This is a genomic window from Nocardia sp. CA-084685, from assembly GCF_050955785.1.
In the GTDB taxonomy this organism is placed as follows: Bacteria; Actinomycetota; Actinomycetes; order Mycobacteriales; family Mycobacteriaceae; genus Nocardia.
The window spans coordinates 4899586-4923720 of the sequence record NZ_CP192094.1; the positions used below are offsets into that span (position 1 = coordinate 4899586).

A 24135-nucleotide genomic window follows, 5' to 3' on the forward strand; every position below is an offset into this window, starting at 1 on the left:
ACACGGTGTCGACCGACAGCGGAACGGACGTGGACTGCCGGTCGAGCAAGACGATCCGGCCGGGATACTCGGACTGCGCACTGCGAACCAGGCCCGCCACCGTGGCCGCCGCGAGATCCGGTGTCTCGCCGGGCAGCCCGAGGCCGTTGTGGGTGACGACGACCAACCGCGACCGCTCCGACGGATCCTTGTCCAGCCACCCCTGCAGCAGGTGTAGTGCCGACCGGGCCCGTTCATGTGCGGCGACGGTGACATCGTCGTTTCGCGCTGCCGCGTCCGACCACACCAGCACAGCGGGCATCGCACGATCCGATGTCAGACTGTCGAGGTCCGGATAGCGTTCCCGCACACCGGCAATCGAAGCCGACCCCAGTGCGATGACCTCGTCGGTCACCGGCACGTCGGGTACAGGGTGAACCTCCGCCCATTCCATTTCGTACACCCCGGCGTCACCGGCGAGCGGGCGGCGGATCTGGGTGACGTCATAGGGCCGCATCACGATCTCGTCGAAGGAGACCACCGGGTTGCCGTCGCCGTCCACCGCCGCCACGGCGAGCACGTCCTCACCTTTCGCCACGGCGATCACCCGCAACGGACCCGGCCTGCGGACATCGTGGAATCGGGCGCCGCCCCACCGGAACAGCAGCATGCCGCGGCTCGGGTCGGAGCTGGGCTCCGGCCACACCAGACGGGCCATCCCCGCATGCGCGATGACGTCGATCAGGCCCGGATGCAGCAGGAAACCGTCCGATTCGACGGCCGGATCCAGCGCAACCTCGCTGAACACGGCGTCGCCACGCTGCCACGCGCGTTCGATGCCGCGGAAGGAGCGACCGTATTCGAGTCCCGACACGGCTTCGATATGCGCGGGTACCCATTCCGGGTCGATCGGGTCCGCATCCGACGGCGGCCACGGCTGCGCCCGAAGACGTTCCAGCAGCGGCTCCGTCGCCGGCCGGTCACCGGTCAGAATGCCGCTGGCGTTGCGTACCCACTCTCCCGCACCGACGCGGTAGTGCACCGTGCAGTGCCTGCGGCCCGTCTCGTCGGCCTGGTCGACAAGCACCTGCAGATCGATGTCGGCGCCGTCCTCGGGCGGGAAGATCGGGGCCTCCAGCGTGAGCTCGTCCACCCCGGCGCAGCCGAACCGCGGTCCCGCCGCACACAACATCTCCACCAGCGTCGTACTCGACACGACCATCACGCCGTAGCTCACGTGATCCGCGAGCCACGGATGGGTCCGGCGCGAGAGCCGCCCGCTGAGCATCCATTCGTCCTTGCCCGCGACCTGCACCACACCGGTCAGCACCGGGTGACCCGATACTCCCGGCGACGCCCCACCGGCGACCGGTTGTAGCCAGTACCGCCGATGCTGGAACGCATAGGTGGGCAACGGCACGCGCGATACCGGACGATCCGCATACAGCGGCGTCCAATCCACACCGGCACCCGCCACATGCGCTTGTGCCAATGCGGACACCAATTGCAACGGCTCGTCGACCGAACGCCGGGCAACCGCGACCACCGTCGATGCGGCCTCCACGTCCGGAATCTCGGCGAGACACTGCCGGGCCATCGCGGACAACACGGCATCCGGCCCGATCTCCACGAACCGCCGCACCCCGGCCTCGGCCACGGTGGCGATCCCGGGCGCGAACCGCACACAACCGCGCACCTGCTCGACCCAGTAACCCGGGTCGGTCACCTCGGCACCGGCCACGGCGCCGCTGATGTTCGACACGATCGGGATCTTCGGCGGGTGGTAGGTCACACTGTCGGCCACCAGCCGGAACTCGGCGAGCACGGGATCCATTCGCGCCGAATGGAATGCGTGGCTCACCCGCAACCGGTTGGTCTTGCGTCCGCGTCCGGTGAGTACACGCTCGATCGCGTCGATGGCGTCCGCGTCTCCGGACAGCACCACCGACGACGGGCCGTTGACCGCCGCGATCGAGACCCTGCTGCCGTATTCGGCGATGATATCCGTCGCGTCGGTCTCCGTGATGGCCACTGCCAGCATCGCTCCGCCCTCGGGCAGAGCTCCCATCAACCGACCGCGGGCAGCCACCAGACGGCAGGCATCGGGCAGTGACCACACCCCCGCCACATACGCGGCGGCCAGCTCACCGATCGAGTGCCCGATGAGCATGTCCGCGGCGATACCGAACGACTCCAGCAACCGCGACAGCGCCACCTCGAACGCGAACAACGCGGGCTGGGTGAATTCGGTGCGGTGCAGCAGTCCCTCGGTGTCATCGAACATCACCGCGAGCAGCCCGGGCGCGGAATCCGCTCCCGGATCACGCGTCAGGAGAGCATCGAACTGGGCGCACACCTCGTCCAGAACCTGCGCGAACACCGGGAACGCCGCATAGAGGTCCTTACCCATCCCCGCACGCTGCGCACCCTGTCCCGTGAACAGCCACGCGGTCTTCCCCGTCGCCGCGACGCCCTCGACGGCACTGGAAGACACCTTGCCCGCCGCCAGATCCGCCAGACCGGAAAGGATCTCGTCGCGCCCCATCCCGACGACCGCGCCCCGGAATTCCATATGGGAGCGGAAGGCGCTCAGCGAGTACGCGACATCGGCGATCGCTCGCTCGGGTCCGGCCACCAACCACTGCAGGAGCCGATCCGCCTGCGCCCGCAACCCTGCCTCGGATTTGGCCGATACCAGCAACGGCAACGGCAGGTCTTCCGGAGTTCCGTTGGGCGCCACCGGGATTCGTTGCGGCGGCGCTTCCTCCAGGATCGCATGCGCATTGGTGCCGCTGACACCGAACGACGACACGCCCGCGCGGCGAACACGCCCGTTGCGCGGCCACCGCTGCGGCTCGGTCAGCAACTCCACACCGCCGCCCGACCAATCCACATGCGGGCTGGGGACATCCACGTGCAGCGTCATCGGCAGAGTCTCGTTCCGCAACGCCTGCACCATCTTGATCACTCCGGCCACGCCTGCGGCGGCCGAGGTGTGTCCGATATTCGACTTCAGCGAGCCGATCCGCAGCGGCGCTCCCGGCCGATCCTGACCGTAGGCGGCGATCAATGCCTGCGCCTCCATCGGATCACCCAGTGTCGTCCCGGTGCCGTGCGCCTCCACCGCATCGATGTCGGCGGGCCGCAACCCGGCGTTGGCCAGGGCCGCCGCGATCACCCGCTCCTGCGACGGTCCATTCGGCGCGGACAAACCGTTCGATGCGCCGTCCTGATTGATCGCCGTCCCCCGCACCACGGCAAGAACGTTGTGGCCCAGGCGGCGGGCATCCGACAGCCGTTCCAGCACCAGCATTCCGACGCCCTCGGAGAACGCGACACCATCGGCCGCGGCGGAAAACGATTTGCACCGCCCGTCCGGGGACAGACCACGCTGCCGAGCGAAATCGACGGAGAGATAGGGATCGGCGTAGATCGTCGCGCCGCCCGACAACGCCAGCGATGCCTCACCCTGCCGCAGCGCCTGACAGGCCAGGTGCAGCGACACCAACGACGACGAACACGCCGTATCCACGGTGACCGACGGCCCTTCCAGGCCGAACACATACGACAGCCGGCCCGAGATCACGCTGCCCTGGGCTCCGGTGAGCCGGTAGCCCTCGAACTCGGGGGTCACCCGGTTGAAATAACCCGAGAAGCACGCACCCACGAATACCCCGGCATCGGTGCCACGCAGCGAAACCGGATCGATCCCGGCATCCTCCAGGGCCTCCCACGATGCCTCGAGCAACTGCCGCTGCTGCGGGTCCATCGCCGTCGCTTCCCGCGGGCCGATCCCGAAGAATCCGGCGTCGAAATCCGCTGCGTCGTCGAGGAATCCGGCGCGGCGGGCGTATACGGTCCCGGGTTTGTCCGGATCCTCGTCGAACAAACGGTCCAGATCCCAGCCGCGGTCCGATGGGTACGCGCTGGTCGCATCGATCCCCGAGGCCACCAGATCCCACAGTTCGTCCGGCGATTTCACCCCACCCGGGAACCGGCATCCCATCCCCACGATCGCGATCGGCTCATCCGCCGGTGTTCGGCGCGCGAGCTTCTTGCCCGGTCCGCCCGCCGTCTTCGGCTCGTGCCTCGACAGCACGTGTTTGGCCACCGCGGCGGGAGTCGGATGATCGAACACCAGGGTCGACGCCAACCGCAACCCCGTGACCTTGGCCAACCGGTTGCGGAACTCCACCGCACCCAGCGAATCGAAACCGATCTCGTCGAAAGGTTGATCGGGCCGGATATCGGCCGCCGAATCGTGTCCCAGCACGGCCGCGGCCTGCCCCAGTACCATCTCCAGCACCACGTCGCCGCGCTGCGCGTGCGGCACCCGCGCCAACCGCTCACCCAGCGAACCCGCCGCGAAACTCGCCTCCGACCGGCTCGCGGCCGGCAGCGGACGCCGCACGAACCCGCTCAGCACCGCGGGGATCCCCACGGGATCCGAGACGCGCCGCAGCACACTCGGGTCGAACCGCAGTGGAACCAGCCGCCCATCGTCGCTCGCGACCGCGAGAGCGGCATCGAAAAGGCGCACACCGTCGGCATTCTCGAGTTGCCCGAGCCCCCACCGGCCCAACCGCGCCAACGCCGCACCGTCCACCTCGCCGGTCATCCCGCTGCCGGAGTGCCACGGTCCCCACGCCAGCGATATGGCGGGCAACCCCGCGGCTCGACGCAGCCGGACCAGGCCATCCAGGAATCCGTTCGCCGCGGCGTAGTTGCCCTGTCCGGCCGAGCCCAGCACTCCCGCGATCGAGGAGAACACCACGAATGCCGACAGATCTCGGCCGCGCGTCCACTCGTCCAGGTACCACGCTCCGTCGACCTTCGGCGCCAGCACCCGATCCACCTGCTCGGCGGTCAGCGATTGGAGGGTGCCATCGTCGACAACCCCGGCCATATGCACCACGGCGGTCACCCCACCATCGGAGTCCATGGCGTCCAACAGGGTCCGCACCGCGTCACGATCGGTGACGTCGCAGGCCACGACGCGCGCGTCGGCGCCGGCCCGCGCCAATTCGGCGACCAGTTCGTCCGCGCCGGGCGCCTGCGGGCCGCGCCGGGAGGTCAGCACCAGCCTGCGCACACCGTGCTCGGTGACCAGGTGCCGGGCGAACTCCGCGCCCAGACCACCTGCGCCACCGGTGATCAGCACCGTCCCCGCACCCGACCACGGCGACAGGGGATTGTCTTTCCGAACCTCGGTGCCGGTGCGGGTCAGCCGGGGAACCAGAATCCTGGTGTCGCGCACTGCGACCTGCGGCTCACCCGAGGCCAGCACGGCCGCGATCCGATCGGCGTCCACCGCTTCGGCCGGGTCTTCGTCGAGGAGTATGAACCGCCCCGGATTCTCCGTCTGGGCGCTGCGGACCAACCCCCACACCGCGGCGGCTGCCACATCCACGGCAGCGTCCTCGCCGGGAAGATCGACACCACCCGTGGTCACCACCACCAGCGAGGCATCCGACAGGCGTTCTTCGGCGAGCCATGTCCCGAGCACGGTCAGTGTGCTGTGCACCCGTGCCCGCACCACACCCGGATCGTCGACGACCTCTCCGGCGATCGCCGGACGCCAGACGACGATATCCGGAACATGTTCCGCGGCAACGATATCGGCAATGGACCTGTGTGATGCCGCGATTCCCGGCACCACCGTGTCCGCGAGGGCGGTCAACGCCGGCATCGAGCCTGGGACCGCAGGCGGGGCCGTGGTCTCCCAGCCCACCCGATACAGACCGGCGTCCTGATCATCGGACAGACCGCGCCGGAACTCCTCGACGTCGTACGGACGCAGCAGCACCGAATCAACCGATACGATCGGCCTGCCCTCCGGATCGACTGCCGCGACCGACACCGTATCCGCGCCGGTCTTCTCCGAGATGATCCGCAGGGCTGTCACTTCCGCTGGCATCGGCCGGTGCAGACGCGCACCGCCCCACCGGAACAGCAGCCAACCGGTATTCGGATCGGACTCCGCGAAACGGAATATGGATTGCGAGAGTCCGGCATGCATCACCAGCTCCAACAGCGCCGGATGCAGGTCGTGGCGACCGGATTCCGATACCGCGTCGGTATTCAGCGTCGCCTCGGAAAAGACCGTGTCGCCACGCTGCCACACCGCATTCACGCCGATGAACGCCGGCCCGTAGTGGAGCCCGGTATCTTTCGCGATCTGCTCGGCAAGTGCCACCCGGTCGACATCGACGAGTTCGGCATCGGCCGGCGGCCACGCCTGCTCACCGAGCCGGGATACCAAGTCCGAGTGGCCATTCCACCGTGGCGCGAGGAAACCGGTCGCATTGCGCACCCATTCGTCGCCGGACGGCCTGCGGTAGAAGAACTCGAACGAACGCCGCCCGGACTCGTCCGCGGCCGCGACCAGGACCTGCACTTCGATCTCGTCGTCACCGGGACGGATCGGCGCCTGCACGATGATCTCCTCGACCACCTCGCAATCGATCCGCCCGCCGGCGGCGAGCAGGAATTCGAGCAACAACACGCCCGGAACCACCACGACACCATGGGCCATGTGATCGGCGATCCACGGATGCGTACGCACCGAGAACCGGCCGGTGAACAGCCACTCGTCGGTCCCGGCCACGCCGACCACACCGGTCAGGATCGGATGATCCGCCGACGCCGCCGCATCGGCACTGGGCTGCAACCAGAACCGGCGACGCTGAAATCCGTAGGTCGGCAAAGCGACCCGGCGCACCGCTCGCCCCGCGAACAGCGACGCCCATCCCACCCGCGCACCCGCGACGTGGATCTGCGCCAGTGCGGTGACGAACTGCGACACCTCGTCGACGGATCGGCGCGCCGCCGCCACGATCCGCGACACCGATTCGACCTCGGCATTCTCGGCCACGGTCGCACGCGTCATCGCCGCCAGCACCGCATCCGGGCCCACCTCCACGAATCGCCGCGCACCCGCCGAGACGAGGGTGTCCACTCCCGGCGCGAACCGCACACACCCCCGCACCTGCCGAACCCAATACTCCGGATCGGTCACCGCGTCCCCGGCGAGCTCTCCGGTTTCGTTCGACACGATCGCGAGGCGCGGCGATCGATACGCGATACTTCGTGCCACCGAACGGAATTCGGCCAGCATCGGCTCCATGAGGGCGGAGTGGAAAGCGTGGGAAACGTCGAGCCGGTTGGTCTTGACGCCGGCACCCGACAACGCGGACTCGATCGCCTCGATGGCCTCCAGGTCCCCGGACAACACTGCCGAGGAGGGGGCGTTCACGGCCGCGATCGAGACTCTTCCGGCGTGCTCGGCGATCAGTTCGGCGGCCCGCTCCTCCCCGACGGCGACGGCCAGCATCGCGCCGCCTTCGGGCAGCGCGCCCATCAGCCTGCCGCGCGCGGCGACCAGAGCGCAGGCGTCCTGCAACGACCACACCCCTGCCACATACGCGGCGACCAGTTCACCGATGGAATGCCCGAGCAGCACATCCGGGGCGATACCGAAGGATTCGAGCAGCCGGAACATCGCCACCTCGAAGGCGAACAACGCCGGCTGGGTGTTTTCGGTGCGCGCCAGCACCTCGGCGGAGTCGCCGAACATCAGGTCTTTCAGCCGCCGTCCCGACGCGAGGTCGAACTGTGCGCACACCTCGTCCAACGCCGCCGCGAACACCGGAAAGGCCGTGTACAGGCTCTTGCCCATACCCGCGCGCTGAGCGCCCTGGCCGGTGAACAGGAAAGCGGTTGTGCCCGCACCCGTGCGGCCTTCGATCGCGCCGGGCGAACCGGCCGCGAGATCGGCCAGACCGGCGAGCAGTTCCTCCCGGTCACGCCCCACCGCCACACCGCGCCAGTCCAGCAGCGCCCGGGATGTCGCCAGCGAATGCGCCACATCCCAGGCATCCGCATCGGGGTCGTCGAGCAACCACTGTCGCAGCCGGTTCGCCTGGGTTCGCAGCGCTGCCTCGGATTTGGCCGAGATCATCAGCGCGACGACATCCGACGCCACGGGCTCGGCCGTGACGACCTGCTCGGATTCGCCTGCCGACTCGGCGGCCTCCGGATCGGCAGGGGCTTCCTCCAGGATCACGTGAGCGTTGGTGCCGCTGATTCCGAACGACGACACACCCGCACGCCGCACCTGCCCGCTCGCGGGCCACGGCTCGGCCTCCGTCAGCAACCGCATCGTGCCCGCGGACCAATCCACGTGCGGCGTGGGCGCATCCACATGCAGCGTCTTCGGCAGCACACCGTGGCGCATCGCTTCGACCATCTTGATCACACCGGCGACACCCGCGGCGGCATTGGTATGACCGATATTCGACTTGAGCGACCCCAAACGCAGCGGCCCACGCTCACCCCGCGCACCGTAGACCGACATCAGCGCACCCGCCTCGATCGGATCACCCAGCTTGGTGCCCGTCCCGTGCGCCTCCACCACGTCCACATCCGAGGGTGCGAGGCCCGCATTCGCCAGCGCCGCCGCGATCACCCGTTCCTGCGCCGGACCGTTCGGCGCGGTCAGCCCCTTGCTCGCACCGTCCTGGTTGATCGCCGTCCCGCGCACCAGCGCGAGCACGTCGTGGCCCAATCGCCGTGCGTCCGAGAGCCGTTCGACGACCAGGATCCCGAGCCCCTCCGAGAGACCGGTCCCGTCCGCGGCTGCCGCGAACGCCTTGCACCGCGCATCCGCCGACAGCGCTCGCTGACGCGCGAAGGCGATCAGATGGGACGGGTCCGACATCACGGTCACACCGCTCACCAGAGCCAGCGACGTCTCGCCCCGCCGCAGCGCCTGGCACGCCAGATGCAATGCCACCAGCGACGACGAGCACGCGGTGTCCACGGACAACGTGGGGCCCTTGAAACCGAACAGGTAGGAGACCCGGCCGGACAGCACACAGCTCGACACGCCCAGAACGGCATGACCTTCGGCCTCCGCCGTCAGCGCCGGGGAGCCGATGCGAGGGCCGTAGTTCTGGTGGAAGACACCGGCGAAGACGCCGGTGTCGCTGCCTCGCAACGACTTCGGGTCGATGCCCGCATCCTCGAGAGCTTCCCAGGAAGCCTCCAGCGTCAGACGCTGTTGTGGATCCATCGACGCGGCCTCGCGTGGGCCGATCCCGAAGAAGCCCGCATCGAATTCGGGCGCCGAATGGATGAACCCACCCTCGCGCGTATAGATCGTCCCAGGCACACCGGGATCGGCGTCGAAGAGTGTGTCCAGATCCCACCCGCGGTCGACGGGAAAGCCGCCGACCGCGTCGGCACCGGAGGCCACCAGATCCCACAACTGCGCGGGGGATTCCACGCCGCCGGGAAAGCGGCAGCTCATCCCGACGATCGCGATCGGCTCGCGCGCACCCTCTTCCAATTCCTGGATGCGCTTGTTGGCGGTTCGCAGGTCCCCGGTGACTTTGCGCAGATACCGGGTGAGCTTTTCCTCGTTGCTCATGAGCGACCGAACTCCTCATCAATCAGATCGAAAAGCTCGTCGGGGGAATGTGTGGCGAGGTCGGCGTATTCGTCCTCATCGCCGCGCCACCTCCCGCCCAGGTGGGACCGAAGCCGGTCGCCGATACCGAGCAGTGCGGTGACCGTGGCGTCGTCGTCTCCCGCCGCGGCCAGGACCCGATCGACCATCGCCGCCAGATGGGCGATGTCGTCGGATGTGGTGCCGGCCGCAGCCGGCGAGACGGCCACCGCCGGGGCCAATCGCTCGTACAGATAACCGGCCAGTTCGGGGGCGGTCGGGTAGTCGAAGACGAGCGTCACCGGAATCTGGAGGCCGGTGGCTTTCGACAGCCGGTTGCGAAGCTCCACACCCGACAGCGAGTCGAGCCCGATCTCGTCGAATCCCTTGTCCGGCTCGATATCTGCGGCCGACGAGTAGCCCAGTACGGCCGCCACCTGTTCGAGAACGAAGTCCACGACGGCCTGCTCCCGTTCGGCTTCCGGTATCAGGCCCAGTTCGAAGCCGCGCGAGCGCTTGTCGCTCACCGTATTCCGCTCCGAATGTCGCACCAGACCCCGCAATATCGCGGGGGCCGGGTCGGGCAGCGCGGTCCGGTCGAACCGCGCGGCAACCAGCGCGGACTCCTGATCCACCAGTGCCGCGTCGAACAGCGCCAGCCCGTCCTGTTCGCCCAGCGCGACGATTCCCTCCCGCCGCAACCGGGCCAGGTCGGCCTCGCCGAGAGCATCGGTCAGCCCGCTGCGCTGTTGCCACAGACCCCATGCCACCGATGTCGCGGGCAGACCGCTCAGGTGCCGGTGGTGTGCCAGCGCATCGAGGAAGACGTTGGCGGCGGCGTAATTCGCTTGTCCCCGAGTGCCTATCACGCCCGCGACCGAGGAATAGAGCACGAACTGCGACAGATCCAGATCCTCGGTCGCCTCGTGCAGCTTCCATGCCGCGTCGACCTTCGGGCGCAGCGTCGTCGCGAGCTGCTGCGGTGTCATGTCGGCGAGCAGACCGTCGGCCAGCGCACCCGCCGTGTGGAGGACGCCGGTGAGCGGGTGCTCCGGTGCAATACCCGCCAGCAGCTTGTCGAGCGCCTCCCGGTCGGCCACATCGCAGGCGACCACGTCCACCTGTGCGCCCAGCGCCGTCAATTCCTCCGCCAGGCCGGCGGCACCGTCGGCGGCGGGACCGCCCCTGCTCGCGAGCACCAGCCGCCGCACACCGTGCTCGACGACGAGATGGCGGGCCGCCATCGCACCCAGAACACCGGTACCGCCGGTGATCAGCACGGTGCCGTCGGGGCGCAGCGGGGTCGGAATGGTGAGCACGTTGCGGCCGATATGCTTGCCCTCGCCCACGAACCGGAACGCCTCCGGCGCCTGCCGCAGATCCCATCCGGTGATCGGAGGCGGTGCCAGTACCCCCGTATCGATCAATTCGATCAGGGCACTCATGATCTCGCGCAATCGATCGAGCCCGATCTCGTCGAGATGGAAGTAGCGGTAGTGCACGCCCGGGTGCTGCTCGGCGACCTCGCCGGGATCGCGCCGATCGGTAGCCACCATCTCGAGGAAGCGGCCACCGCGCGGCAGCAATCTCAGTGAGGCGTCGACGAATTCGCCTTCCAGCGAATCGAGCACGATGTCTGCACCACTGCCGCCGGTGACCTCGAGGAACTTCCGCTCGAAGTCGAGGGTGCGCGAGTCACCGATGACCGCATCGTCGAATCCCATGCCGCGCAGCACATCCCATTTGGAACGGTCGGCGGTGACCAGGAGCCGCAGACCGAGATGACGCGCCAGTTGCACAGCGGCCGTGCCGACCCCGCCGCTGGCGACATGCAACAGCAACGTCTCCCCCGGCCGGGCGTCGGCGAGATCGACGAGGCTGTAGTACGCGGTAATGAACACCACGGGCACGGCGGCCGCCTGTGCGAACGACCATCCCCGCGGTATCGGAGCCAGCCGCCTGCTGTCGGTCACAACGACCGAACCGATGCCCTCGATCATCCCGAAAACTCGGTCGCCGATGGCGAATTCGGTGACGTCCGGCGCCACCTCCAGCACCACGCCCGCACCCTCCATGCCGATGGTGGCGTCCGGGTTCGGATACATCCCCAAGGTGATCAGTGCGTCCCGGAAGTTGACGCCCGAGGCGCGCAGACCCACCCGAACCTGACCGGGCCCGAGCTCCTGCACGGCAGTGCGGGTTTCGACCAGAGCGAAGTTGTCACCGGTCAAGGAGCCCTTGCCGAGCTGACGCAATGCCCACGCCGGGGCCCGCAGCGCGTCACCGCCTCCCACCACGTCGCCGCGGTCGGATGTCAGCCGCGGCACGTAGGGAACGCCGGCGCGCACCGCGACCTGGGGCTCGTCCGCCGAGGCCAAGGCCATGGCAACGGCATCGCGACAGTCGTCCCAGCGGTCCACGTCCACAACGGTGATCCGGTCGGGATGCTCGTTCTGTCCGCTGCGCAGCAGGCCCCAGACCGCGGCGCCGACGAGATCCACGGGCTCGCCCGCGGCCGTCGCGACCGCACCTCGGGTGACCACGACGATGCGCTGATCCTGGGCCAGCAGCTCCTTGCCGCGCGCCACGACCTCGGCCAGCCGACTCTGCACCGCATCGGGCACGTCCGTGTCCGCTGCCGCCGAGGCGCCGCTCACGAGACCATCGAGTCGAATCACGGTCGCGGGCCAGCCGTCCACGGTCACCGTCTCGCCGTCGTCCGTGCTCGCCCACCGGGTGGCCGCGGCCACGTCGTCCGGATTCGGCGCGGGCAACGGAACCCAGCGCAGACGGTAGGTACCGTCCGGCGCCGCCGCGCCCACCGCGCCGATCTGGATCGGACGCAGGGTCAACGCCGCGATCTCGGCGATCGGTGCGCCCCGAGAGTCGGTGAGCGTGAGGGTGATTCGCTGGTCCTGCGGGTCGGTCCCGGCCGGCGCCACTCGAACCCGGGCCGACGCGGCACCGACCGCGTCCACGGTCACGTTCTCCCACGAATAGGGCACGAGGATCTCACCGGGCGCGGCAGGCGCACTCATCCCACCGAGGCCGATCGTGTGCAGTGCCGCGTCCAGCAGTGCCGGATGCACCCCGAACCGATCCGCCGACTGTGCCTGCTCCGGCAGCGCGACCTCCGCGAAGAGTTCGTCGCCACGGCGCCACAAAGCGGTCAGCCCCTGGAACATCGCCCCGTAGTCGTAGCCGCGCTCGGCCAACTCGGCGTACGCATCGCCGATATGTACCGGCAGCGCTCCGACGGGCGGCCAGCTCGCCGCATCGGCCCCGATCGGTTCGGGAGCCGAAAGCGGCGAGGCGACAACGGTTCCCGTGGCATGGCGTACCCATTCCGAGCGCGGTGCGCCGGACGACCCCGGGCCGTCCTGGTCCGATTCGCCGCCGCTCTGCGGGCGCGAATACACCGATACGGCTCGTGCTCCCGCATCATCGGGTGCGGCCGCCATCACCCGCAGTTCAACGGCGCCATCGGCCGGTAGGACCAGTGGCGCGGCCACGACCAGCTCGGCCAGCCGGGGACAGCCGACCATCGTCCCGGCATGCAACGTCAATTCGACGAAGGCCGTCCCCGGGAGCAGGGCCGCTCCGTTGATCGCGTGATCGGCCAGCCACGGGTGATCCGCCAGCGACAGGCGCCCGGTCAACACCACCGCTTCGGAGTCCGGCATCCAGACCGCCGCACCCAGCAGCGGATGCTTCGCCTCGCCCAGTCCCGACTGGTACACATCCCGGGCGGCGCTCGGCTGCAACCAGTACCGCTTGTGCTGGAAGGCGTACGTCGGCAGATCCACCCGAGCGACGGGTCGGAGCGTACCGAGCGCCCGTGTCACGACCGGAGCCAACGCGTCGGCCGCCACGTCGACGCCGGCACAGTAGGCCTGCGCCAACGCGGTGGTGACCTGCAGCGGATCGCCATGATCACGCTTCAGCGTGCTCAGCACGGCCACCCGATCGGCCAGACCCAGCTCTCCCGCCGTCGCCTCGATCCCCATCGTCAGCACCGGATGCGGGCTCACCTCGATAAAGGCATTCGTCCCCGCACGCTGCAACGCCGCCACCGACTCCGCGAACCTGACCTGTTCACGCAGCCCCCGATACCAATACCCGGCATCCAAGGTCGCCGTGTCCACGTAATCGCCGGATACCGTCGAGAAGAACGGCACCGAACCCGAGACCGGCTCAATCGATTCCAGCTCCGCCAGCACCCGGTCGCGAACGGCCTCCACCGCCGCCGAATGCGAGGCGTAATCCACCGGAATCCGCCTGGCCCACACCCCATCGGCCGCACACCCCGCCAGAAACTCCTCGAGAGCTGCCACTTCACCGGAAACCACGATCTGGCCCGGACCGTTGACCGCTGCCACCGACAGCCGGCCGCCGAAACCCGACAACCGCTCGGCAACGACCTCGGCGGCCGCGCTCACCGAGGCCATACCGCCGTGACCCGCAAGGTCTTGTGCCACAACGAGAGAACGAAGCGCGACGACGCGGGCGCCATCGGACAGCGACAGCCCACCCGCGACCACAGCCGCCGCGATCTCACCCTGCGAATGCCCCACCACCACCGACGGCTCCACACCCGCCGCACGCCACACCCGCGCCAACGACACCATCACCGCAAACAACACCGGCTGAACAACATCCACCCGATCCAACGACCCAGCCCCAGCCTCACCCCGCAACACCGCACTCAAAGACCAACCCACAAACGGCGCCAACGCCGCCTCACACTCCACCACCGACTCCGCAAACACCCCACCCCCAGCCAACAACCCCGCACCCATCCCCACCCACTGACTCCCCTGCCCCGGAAAAACAAACGCCACCCGACGCGGCACCCCACGACCCGACACCACGGCAACCTCTTCCGAGGTCTGCGCCGCCGGACCGACCAGCGCGGCCAGGCCCGCCATCAATCCGTCGCGATCGCGACCGATCACCGCACCGCGCCACTCCAACTGCGACCGGTGACGCAGCAATGAATGCGCCACATCCGCCGCGTCGGTATCCGGGTGCGTGCGCAACCACTGCTCGAGCCGAACAGCCTGCTGCCGCAATGCCTCCGGACTCACCGCCGACAACATCCACGACATGGCATCCGAATCGGCTGGACCCGAATCTTGTGCGGCAATGGCAGATTCGGCGCGAGTCGGGAGCGGCGCCTCCTCCAGGATGGCGTGGGCGTTGGTGCCGCTGACACCGAACGACGACACGCCCGCGCGACGAGCACGCCCGTTGCGCGGCCACGGCCGCGACTCGGTCAGCAACTCCACCTCGCCGGCCGACCAGTCCACCTTCGGGCTCGGCTCGTCCACGTGCAGGGTTTTCGGCAGCGTCTCGTGCCGCAACGCCAGCACCATCTTCATGACACCGCCCACACCCGCCGCGGCCGTGGTGTGCCCGATATTCGACTTCAACGACCCGAGCCACAGCGGCCCACTCGATCGCCCCTGCCCGTAGGTTCCGATCAGGGCCTGCGCCTCGATCGGATCACCCAGCGGCGTTCCCGTCCCGTGTGCCTCCACCGCATCGATATCGGTCGGCTCCAGCCCCGCGTTCGCCAACGCCGTGGTGATCACCCGCTCCTGCGAAGGACCATTCGGCGCCGACAAACCGTTGCTCGCCCCGTCCTGGTTGATCGCGCTGCCCCGGACCACCGCCAGCACGGGGTGACCCGCGCGCTGCGCGTCCGACAGGCGCTCGAGCACGAGCATGCCGACGCCCTCGGAGAATGCCGTGCCATCTGCCGTGGCAGCGAACGACTTGCAACGACCCTCCCGCGATATGCCGCGCTGCCTTGCGAAATCGATGGAGAGATAGGGATCGGCGTAGATGGTCGCACCGCCCGTCAAGGCCAGCGAGGTCTCTCCCTGCCGCAGCGCCTGACAGGCCAGATGCAAGGCGACCAGCGACGAGGAGCACGCGGTGTCCACGGTGACCGAAGGTCCTTCGATACCCAAGACATACGACAGCCGTCCCGACGTCACACTGCCCTGCGTGCCGGTGAGCCGATGGCCCTCGAACTCGGGGGTGACCCGGTTGAAATAGCCCGAGTAGCACGCCCCCACGAACACGCCGGCATCGGTGCCGCGCAACGCGACCGGGTCGATTCCCGCGTTTTCCAATGCCTCCCAGGACGATTCGAGCAAATGCCGCTGCTGCGGGTCCATCGCCGATGCCTCGCGTGGACTGATTCCGAAGAAGCCGGCATCGAAATCACCGGCGCCGTCGAGGAATCCGGCACGACGGCTGTACACGGTGCCCGGCTTGTCCGGGTCCTCGTCGAACAGCCGCTCCAGATCCCATCCGCGATCCGACGGGTACTCACTGGTCGCGTCGATTCCCCCGGCGAGAAGGTCCCACAACTCCGCCGGCGACGTCACACCGCCGGGGAACCGGCAGCCCATCCCCACGATGGCAATCGGCTCGTCGGTCCGGGTCCGGCGGGCCACCTTCTTGACCGGTTCGCTCGCGGCTTTCGGCTCCACCTTCGACAACACCAGTTTCGCCACCGCCGCGGGGGTCGGATAGTCGAACACCAGAGTCGACGGCAGCTGAATACCGGTGGCCTTGTTCAGCCGGTTCCGGAATTCCACGCCACCCAGCGAATCGAAACCGATCTCGTCGAAGCGCCGATCGGGCCGGATATCGGCCGCCGAATCATGTCCCAGCACCGCCGCCGCCTGCGCCAGCACCACCTCCGACACCACGTCGGCGCGCCGGGCCTCGGGCACCTGGGCCAACCGCTCGGCCAGCGCACCGGCCGCGGGCTTTCCCGCAGCCTTCGCCGGGCGCATCGAACGCGGTACGAAACCGCGCAAAACGGCCGGAACCGCATCGGGATCCGACACGCGCCGCAATACGCTCGGGTCGAACCGGATCGCGGCCGGACACTCCTGCGAACCGGCGACCGCTTCGTCGAACAACCGCAGGCCCTCGGCATCACCGAGCCGGCCCAGCCCCAGCCGCTCCCATCGTGCGAGTGCGGTGCTGTCCAGTTCCCCGGTCATGCCGCTGCCGGAGTTCCACGGCCCCCATGCCAGCGACACCGCAGCCGATCCCGCCGCGCGGCGCCGCTGCACCAGACCGTCCAGGAAAGCGTTGGCCGCGGCGTAATTGCCCTGCCCGGCCGAACCCAGTACCCCCGCCATCGATGAGAAGACCACGAACGCCGACATATCGCGGTCACGAGTCAGCTCGTCCAGATACCACGCCCCGTACACCTTCGGCGCCAGCACCCGGTCTACTTGTTCACTGGTCAGCGACTCCACGGTGCCATCGTCGATAACACCCGCCGTATGCACCACAGCGGTCACACCGCCGTCGGAATCCATGGCGTCCAACAGGTTTCGCACCGCGTCACGGTCGCCGACATCACACGCGACCACGCGGGCATCGGCGCCCGCCCGGCCCAGTTCGGCGACGAGCTCGGACGCCCCCGGCGCCTCGGGACCCCGCCGCGACGACAGCACCAACCTGCGCACGCCGTGTTCGGCGACCAGGTGCCGGGCGAACAACGCACCGAGGCCACCGATACCACCGGTGATCAAGACCGCGCCGTCGCCGAAAGCCGGCGCCGCGCCGGTGTCGCGCACCTCGTCGGCCTTCGATGTCCGGGTGAGCCTGGGAACCAGAACTCCCGCACCCCGCACCGCGGCCTGCGGCTCACCCGAGGCCAGCACCGCCGCGATCCGGTCGGCGCCCGACCGCTCGGCCGGATCCTCGTCGAGGAGAACGAACCGCCCCGGATTTTCCGACTGCGCACTGCGGACCAACCCCCACGCCGCGGCCGCCACCACATCCGGTACCTCGCCGGGCAGCCCCGCCCCACCGGTGGTGAGCAGCACCATCCGGACATCGGACAGTCGCTCCTCGGCAAGCCAGGATTTCACCGTGGCGAGCGTGCTGTGCACCCCGGCCCGCACCACTGCCGGACCATCCGCCGCCTGTTCCGGGACGCGCCACACCACGACTTCCGGAAGCTGTTCCGCCGCAACGAGTTCGGTGACGGAAGCGAATGACACGCCGATCCCCGGTACCGCCGAATCCGCGAGCACGGCCATCGACGGCGCCGGCGATCCGGCCGGCGCTGCCGTGGCAGGCTCCCAGTGCACCTGGTACAGACCGGCCGCGTCCTCGGACAAGCCGCGCCGGAATTCCTTGGCGTCGTTGCGACGCATCATGACGGCGTCGATCGACAGGATCGGATTGCCGTTCGTATCGACGGCCGCGACGGCGATGGTGTTCACTCCGGCTTTCACCGCCATGACCCGCAGCTCCGTCACCTCCGTGGGCACCGGCGCGTGAAAACGCGCACCGCCCCACTGGAACAGCAACCACCCGGAATCGGGGTCGGGCTCCGCGGCCCGGAAAACCAAGCGGGACAGCCCGGCATGCACGACCAGCTCCATCAAGGCCGGATGCACACCGTGCCCGGACTCCGGTGCCGCGTCGGTGTCCAGCACGACCCCCGAGAAGACCGTGTCGCCACGCTGCCATACCGCCGGCACACCGATGAACGCCGGACCGTACTCGAGTCCGGTGTCCTCGGTGATCTGCGCCGGAAGCGTCAGCCGATCCACGTCCACGCGTTCGGCATCGGTCGGTGGCCACTCCTGGTCCCGCAGCTGCGACACCAACGCCGAATCGTCGGCCGGCTCCGCCGCGAACACGCCCGTGGCATTGCGCACCCACGCCTCATCGGAGGCATTCCGATAGAAGAATTCGAACGAACGCCGCCCGGACTCATCGGCCGACTGCACCAGCACCTGCAGATCGACCGCGTCCGCACCGGGCCGGATCGGCGCCTGCACCATGACTTCCTCGACCACCTCGCAGCCGATCCCGCGACCGGCGGCGAGCAGGAACTCGAGCAACAGCACGCCCGGCACCACCACGACGCCGTAGGCCATGTGGTCGGCGATCCATGGATGCGTGCGCAACGAGAACCGGCCGGTGAACAACCATTCGTCGGTATCGGCGAGCTCGGTCACACCCGTCAGGATCGGATGACCTCCAGAGTCGCCTGCCGCCGCTTCGACTGGCTGCAGCCAGTACCGCCGATGCTGGAAGGCGTAGCTGGGCAACGAAACCCGCTGCGCACCGCGACCGGCCGACAGCGGGCGCAAGTCCACACTCATACCTGCCACATGGGCCTGTGCCAGCGCGGACACGAATTGCGTCGGCTCGTCGGCCGCACGCCGGGCCGCGGCGACCACCGTCGATGTGGCCTCCACATCCGGGATCTCGGCCAGGCACTGTCGAGTCATCGCGGACAACACGGCATCGGGGCCGATCTCCACGAAGCGCCGCACCCCGGCCGCTACCGCGGTCTCGATACCCGGTGCGAACCGGACACAACTACGCACCTGGTCGACCCAGTAACCCGGATCGGTCACCTCGGCGCCGGCCAGGACACCCGACACATTCGACACGATCGGAACGACCGGCTCGTGATAGGTCAATCCCATTGCCACACTGCGGAATTCATCGAGCATCGGCTCGATCAACGCCGAGTGGAACGCATGACTGACCCGCAACCGGGAGGTCTTGACTCCCTCGCCGGCCAGCTTGTCCTCGATCTCGGCTATCGCCGCGGCGTCACCGGACAGCACCACCGACGACGGACCGTTCACCGCGCCCATCGATACCTGGCCCTGGAACTCGGTCAGCATCCCGGCTGCCCGATCCTCGGGTACCGCCACCGCGAGCATCGCCCCGCCCTCGGGTAGCGCGCCCATCAGCCGTCCGCGTGCCACCACCAGGGCGCACGCATCCGCCAGCGACCACACCCCCGTCACACAGGCGGCCACCAACTCGCCGATCGAATGCCCGATCAGCACATCCGGCGCCATACCGAAGGACTCCACCAACCGGAACAGCGCCACCTCGAAGGCGAACAGCGCGGGCTGGGTGAACTCCGTGAGGTCCAGCAGCGCCGCGTTCTCCTCATCGAACATCAGGTCTTTCAGCGACCGGCCGAGCAGCGGATCGATCTGGGCGCACACCTGGTCCAATGCCGACGCGAACACCGGAAACGCGCCGTACAACTGCGCGCCCATCCCGGCTCGCTGCGCACCCTGACCGGTGAACAGGAACGCCGTCTTCCCCGGGATGACCTGCCCCTCGAAGACCGACGCCGCCTCGCCCGAGGCGAGAGCGGCGAGACCGGCCAGCACCTGTTCCCGGTCGCGGCCCACGACCGCGCCGCGCCGATCGAAGTGTCCGCGTGTCTCGACCGAGGAATACGCGATATCGGCGACACTGGCATCGGGCCGGTCGATCATCCACTGCCGCAGCCGATCCGCCTGTGCGCGCAACGCCTCGTCGGACTTGGCCGACACCAGCACAGGAACCACATCGGTCGCCACCGCGGCGGCGTCTTCGTCCGGCGACGGTACGACCGCCGGCGCTTCCTCGAGAATCACATGCGCGTTGGTGCCGCTGATCCCGAACGACGACACACCCGCACGCCGCACCCGATCGGAGACGGGCCAGGGCTCGGCCTCGGTCAGCAATCGAACCGACCCTGCCGACCAATCCACGTGCGGCGTCGGCGCATCCACATGCAGCGTTCGCGGCAGAGTTTCGCGCCGCAGGGCGGCCACCATCTTGATGACACCACCGATACCGGCCGCGGCGACCGCGTGACCGATATTCGACTTCACCGACCCGATCCGCAAGGGCTCCGACCGGTCCTGTCCGTAGGTGGCGATCAATGCCTGCGCCTCGATCGGATCACCCAATGCCGTTCCGGTGCCATGGGCTTCGACCGCGTCCACATCCGATGCCCGGAGCCCGGCATTGGCCAGCGCCTGCGCGATCACCCGCTCCTGCGATGGACCGTTCGGCGCGGTCAGGCCATTGCTCGCACCGTCCTGATTGATCGCGCTGCCGCGCACCACGCCGAGAATGTCGTGCCCCAGCCGCTGTGCGTCCGACAGCCGCTCGACCACGAGCACCCCGACGCCCTCGGACCACGTCACGCCGTCGGCCGCGGCGGCGAACGCCTTGGATCGCCCATCCGGCGCCAGCCCCCGCTGTCGCGCGAAATCCACGTACAGACTCGGACTCGCCGACACACTCACACCGCCCGCCAGCGCCAGCGATGCTTCCCCCTGACGCAACGCCTGGCACGCCAGGTGCAATGCGACCAGCGACGACGAACACGCGGTATCGACCGTGACCGCCGGGCCTTCCAGACCGAAAACATAAGAGACACGGCCGGATATCACGCTGTGTGATGTCCCGGTCAGCCGGAAACCTTCGTATTCACCGACGACCCCGGGCGAGTACCCCGACGAGCAGGCGCCGACGTAGACGCCGGTATCGCTGCCGCGCAGCGACGCGGGGTCGATACCCGCGTCCTCGAGCGCCTCCCAGGAGACCTCCAGCATCAGCCGCTGCTGCGGATCCATCGCCGCCGCCTCGCGCGGGCCCACGCCGAAGAAGCTCGCATCGAAACCGCCGGCGTCATCGAGGAAGCCGCCCTCCCGGGTGTACACGGTCCCCGGCTTATCCGGGTCCGCATCGAACAACCGCTCCAGATCCCAGCCCCGATCCGATGGGAACGGCGCGATCACGTCCCGTCCCGCCGCGACGAGTTCCCAGAGATCCTCGGCCGATCCGACACCACCCGGGAAACGGCAGCCGATACCGACGATGGCGATCGGCTCATCGGAGACGGCCCGGTGAGTCACTCGTGGCACATCGGGATCGATCCCTTCCAGATGTGCACGCACCAGCCGCGCCACCGCCATCGGCGTCGGGTGGTCGAAGATCAGAGTCGCGGGCAACGGCACACCGGTGGCCGATGCCAGGTAGCTCCGAAGCTGTTGTCCGCTCACCGAATCGAACCCGGCGGCGGTGAACGGCAGATCGGGTGCGACGGCATCGGCCGAATCATGGCCGAGCACCGCCGCGGCCTGTTCGGCCACGACCTCGAGCACGAGCGCGTCGCGGTCACGCTCGGCCGCGGCGAACAACCGCGGCGCCAACGGGCCCTCCACCACGGCACGCCTGCTTCGAACCGGGGACGCGGTGCGCTGCGGAGCCGGAAGCGGCTCCACGCCATCCAGCGTCCAGCACTGCCGCCGCTGGAACGCATACGTCGGCAGTTCCACCCGCTGTGCCGGTGGGGCCAGCAGTTCCGGTGCTACATCGATACCCACGCAGTAGGCATGTGCCAAGGCCGCGGCGAACTGCTGTCGGCCGCCGTGGTCGCGCCGCAGCGTGCCGACGACCGCGACCCGGTCCGCCAGCCCCATCGAATCCGCCGTCAGCTCGATCGCCGTCGACACCACAGGATGTGGGCTCGTCTCCACGAACGCATTCGTCCCCGAGTCCAGTAACGTCTCGATCGCGTCGGCGAAGCGCACCTGCTCACGCAGCCCCCGGTACCAGTACCCGGCGTCCAACTCGGCGGTGTCCATGAAATCCGCTGTCACCGTCGAGAAGAACGGCACCGAACCCGATACCGGCTCAATCGATTCCAGCTCCGCCAGCACCCGGTCGCGAACGGCCTCCACCGCCGCCGAATGCGAGGCGTAATCCACCGGGATCCGCCTGGCCCACACCCCATCGGCCGCACACCCCGCCAGAAACTCGTCCAACGCCGCGGCCTCACCCGACACCACAACCTGGCCGGGACCATTGACCGCCGCGACCGACAACCGGCCCCCGAAATCCGACAACCGCTGGGCAACCACCTCCGCCGTAGAACCGATCGACGCCATACCGCCCGAACCCGCCAGCACCTCGGCGACGGCACGCGACCGCACCGCCACGATGCGCGCGCCATCCGATAGCGACAGCCCACCCGCGACCACAGCCGCCGCGATCTCACCCTGCGAATGCCCCACCACCACCGACGGCTCCACACCCGCCGCACGCCACACCCGCGCCAACGACACCATCACCGCAAACAACACCGGCTGAACAACATCCACCCGATCCAACGACCCAGCCCCAGCCTCACCCCGCAACACCGCACTCAAAGACCAACCCACAAACGGCGCCAACGCCGCCTCACACTCCACCACCGACTCCGCAAACACCCCACCCCCAGCCAACAACCCCGCACCCATCCCCACCCACTGACTCCCCTGCCCCGGAAAAACAAACGCCACCCGACGCGGCACCCCACGACCCGACACCACGGCAACCTCTTCCGAGGTCTGCGCCGCCGGACCGACCAGCGCGGCCAGCGCGACACCCATCGCGTCGGCGTCGTGTCCGATCACCGCGCCCCGCCAGTCCAACGCTGTGCGCGAATGGATGAGCGAATACGCCACATCGGCGGCATCACCGGCCGGATGTCCGGCCAGCCACTCCTGCAATCGAACAGCCTGCTGCCGCAACGCTTCCGGGCTCTGCCCGGACAACACCCAGGTCACCGGGCGGTCGGCGGCGGCCACACCCGTACCACCCGCGACCGGCGCCGGCGCCTCCTCCAGAATCACATGTGCGTTCGTGCCACCCATTCCGAACGACGACACGCCCGCCCGGCGCTGTGCCGCGCCCGGCCAGTGCTCCGTCGCGGTCTGCACCCGCAATCGCAGCGCTTCGAGTGGAATCTGCGGATTGGCGGTGTGAAAGTTCAAGCTGGGCGCCAGTTCCCGATGCCGCAGGCTCAGCACGGTCTTGATCAGGCCGGCGATCCCGGCGGCACCCTCCAGATGCCCGATATTCGTCTTGACCGAACCGACAGCCAGCGGTGCGCTCCCGGACCGCCCGGCGCCATAGATCTCGCCGAGGGCCCGCGCTTCCACCGGATCGCCCGCGGGTGTACCGGTTCCGTGCAGCTCCACATAATCCACCGACGCGGGTTCCACATGGGCGGCCGCCAGCGCGGCCCTGATCACCGCGGTCTGCGCGGACACACTGGGCGCGCTCAGCACTTGACGCTCATTGCCGCTGTTGATAGCACTGCCGCGGATCACCGCGTAGATCCGGTCACCATCGGCGACCGCGCGCGCCAGCGGCTTGAGTACGACGATGCCGCCGCCTTCGCCGCGCACCGTGCCGTCCGCACGTTCATCGAAGGTGTAGCACCGTCCCGACGGTGAGTGCGCGCCGAACTGCTCGTAGCGCTCACCACCCAGCGGCGACAGGATGAGATTCAGCCCGCCCGCCAAGGCCACATCACACTCGCCGCCGCGCAACGATTCACACGCCAGGTGCACCGCGACCAGCGACGAGGACTGCCCGCTGTCCACCACGATGCTCGGACCGGTGAACCCGTAGTAATTCGAAATCCGGTTGGCGGCGACGCCGCGCCCGACGCCCGACAACGAATGCCTGCCGACGCCGGGCTTACCCCGCGACGCCTCGATTTCGGCGAAATCGGTTCCGGTGCTGCCCAGGAACACTCCCGCGCGGGCACCGTCGCGATCGCGGTAGCCCGCGTCTTCGAGGGCCTCCCAGCTCAGCTCGAGACCGAGCAGCTGCTGCGGATCGATGGCACGCGCCTCATTCGGCGCCACCCCGAAGAAGTCGGCGTCGAATTCCGATGCCGAAGCCAGGAATCCGGCCTTCTCCTCGATTCGCGGGCGGTCTGCGGGAGCGGAGCCGATAGCCTCGCGCCCATCGCGCAGCAACCGCCAGAAGCTCTCGAGATCGGAAGCGCCGGGCATCCGGCACGACATTCCGACAATGGCGATCTCATTCGCGTCGACCATGATTCCTCTATCTCG

General features: G+C 68.7%; 2 protein-coding genes (1 of these 2 only partly in view). Both read right to left on the reverse strand.

Annotated features, from left to right (window positions below):
- Window positions 1-9409, reverse strand: partial view of a type I polyketide synthase gene (locus tag ACQP2U_RS22110; RefSeq protein ID WP_433709224.1) — the 5' portion only. The gene continues 1460 nt to the left of window position 1, outside the view; 9409 of the gene's 10869 nt are visible here — the first part of the coding sequence; its start codon is at window positions 9407-9409; its stop codon lies beyond the left edge, outside the window.
- Complete coding sequence (locus tag ACQP2U_RS22115) at window positions 9406-24120, reverse strand: SDR family NAD(P)-dependent oxidoreductase (protein ID WP_433709225.1); 14715 nt, start codon at window positions 24118-24120, stop codon at window positions 9406-9408. The genes ACQP2U_RS22110 and ACQP2U_RS22115 overlap by 4 nt, the downstream gene beginning before the upstream one ends.
- Between the last annotated feature and the right edge of the window lie 15 nt (window positions 24121-24135).